The organism is Microbacterium sp. SCN 71-21, assembly GCF_001725695.1.
Lineage (GTDB): Bacteria > Actinomycetota > Actinomycetes > Actinomycetales > Microbacteriaceae > Microbacterium > Microbacterium ginsengisoli.
Genome location: NZ_MEGA01000084.1, coordinates 8,820 through 10,820, shown reverse-complemented (window position 1 = coordinate 10,820; position 2,001 = coordinate 8,820). Strand labels below are relative to the sequence as shown.

The following is a 2,001-nucleotide window of genomic DNA, read 5'->3' as shown; positions in this document are numbered from 1 at the left end:
CGACATGTGTTCGTCTCGATCGGACGGGTGACGTCGATCGCCAGCGGGCAGGTGATCACGACCGGCCTGATCAACGTGCGACGCTTCCAGCCCCGCGCGGGCGAGGTGCGTGTCATGGCCGAGCTTCTGGGCAAGACCATGCACTTCGTCGACGGATCGGGTACCGCGGTCGTCGAGGACGTCGCCATCGAGCGCACACGCCTCGGGGAGTGGGAGATCGGCCAGCTGTTCCTGCGTCGCCCGAAGACGAGCGCGTCGCCGTTCGCGAAGGGCCCGACGGCGTTCGCCGACTGGAGCGACGTGCGCGAGAGCAGCACGCCCGGCCACGAGCACACCGCCGAGCATCTGGTCGCGAGCTTCTCCGACCTCAAGCCCGCCGACCTCGCCAATACGCTCCTCGACCTCCCCGAAGACCGCCTCCTCGAGGTGGCGGAGGAGCTTCCCGACGATCGTCTGGCTGACGCGCTGGAAGAGATGCCCGAAGACGAGCAGGTGCACATCCTCGAGGCCCTGGGCGACGAGCGCGCCGCCGACATCCTCGATGCGATGGAGCCCGACGACGCCGCCGACGTGCTCGCCCAGCTCCCCGAGGACCAGCGCGAGGAGCTGCTCGACCTCATGGAGCCCGACGAGGCGGAGGACGTGCGCACGCTGCTCCAGTACGGGCCCGACACGGCCGGCGGTCTGATGACGTCGGAGCCGATCGTGCTCTCGGCCGACTCGACCATCGCGAAGGCGCTCGCCCTCATCCGCCGCCACGAGCTGCACCCCGCGCTCGCGGCCGCGGTCTACATCACGCTTCCCCCGTACGAGACCCCTACCGGACGCCTGCTCGGCACTGTGCACTTCCAGCGGATGCTGCGCTACCCGCCGCATGAGCGGCTGGGCGCGATCATCGACGACACGGTCGACCCGCTGCCGGTGACGGCGACCGCCGGCGAGGTGGCTCGCCTGCTGGCGACGTACAACCTCGTCTCCCTCCCCGTCGTCGACCCGGCACGGCGCCTCCTCGGCGCCGTCAGCATCGACGACGTGCTCGACTACCTGCTGCCTCGCGACTGGCGCTCCGCCGACAGCACGGGCACGTCGACCACCCGGAGGACGCGCTGATGGCTCGCCGCGGCGGCGACGGCGCGTTCGACGCGCCTCGCGGACGCAACTCGGTGCTCGGGCGCTCCTCGCGTCCGTCGAACGACACGTTCGGCCGGTTCTCGGAGTCGTTCGCGCGGGCGATGGGCACGTCCGGGTTCCTCATCGGCATGTCCGTCGTGGTCGTGGTGTGGCTCCTGTGGAACATCTTCGTGCCGCGGGAGGCGCAGTTCGACCCGGCGGTCACGAACTTCACCCTCCTGACCCTGATCCTGTCGCTGCAGGCCTCGTACGCGGCGCCCCTCATCCTTCTCGCCCAGAACCGTCAGGACGACCGGGACCGGGTGCAGATCGAGCAGGACCGTCAGCGCGCCGAGCGCAACCTCGCCGACACCGAGTACCTCGCCCGCGAGATCGTCGCACTGCGTCTGGCGCTCACCGACCTCAGCCGCGATGTGCTCACGCGCGACTCGCTGCGCGACGAGCTGCGCGCCCTGCTCGAAGACCTCGACGCGCGGGCGACGGGTGAGGATGCCGCGGCCACCGAGGAGCGCGAGCGCAAGCGTCAGCGCGCCGAACGCCGCGAGCAGGCCGAGCGCAAGGCGGCCCGTGAGCAGCAGTGACCCGGCGGATCTGACCGGCCGGGTGCGCAGCGCGGTCGGGGCGGTCGTCGACCCGGAGCTGCGGCGTCCGCTGTCGGAGCTCGACATGATCGCCGACGTGCGCGCGGCCGACGGCGAGATCGTCGTCGCCGTGTCGCTCACGATCGTGGGCTGCCCGGCGTCGGATCGCATCGAACGGGAGGTGGCGGCGGCCGCCGCCGCGGTGGCCGACCGGCCGGTGCGGGTCGAGCTGGGCGTCATGACGCCGGCGCAGCGCGCAGCTCTCACCGAGCGCCTGCGCGCGGGGCGC

At 71.8% G+C, this 2,001-nt stretch carries 3 protein-coding genes; all 3 read left to right on the top strand.

Annotated elements, in window-relative coordinates:
- A partial coding sequence (locus tag ABT08_RS11295; protein WP_288115005.1) for a magnesium transporter MgtE N-terminal domain-containing protein occupies positions 1-1,110 on the top strand: 1,110 nt, incomplete at its 5' end.
- Positions 1,110-1,712 carry a DUF1003 domain-containing protein gene (locus ABT08_RS11290; protein ID WP_137877786.1) on the top strand — a complete coding sequence of 201 codons (603 nt, stop codon included), beginning with the start codon at positions 1,110-1,112 and terminating at the stop codon, positions 1,710-1,712. The genes ABT08_RS11295 and ABT08_RS11290, both read left to right, overlap by 1 nt.
- The coding region (locus ABT08_RS11285; RefSeq protein ID WP_288115003.1) for an iron-sulfur cluster assembly protein at positions 1,699-2,001 on the top strand (303 nt) is incomplete at its 3' end. The genes ABT08_RS11290 and ABT08_RS11285, both read left to right, overlap by 14 nt.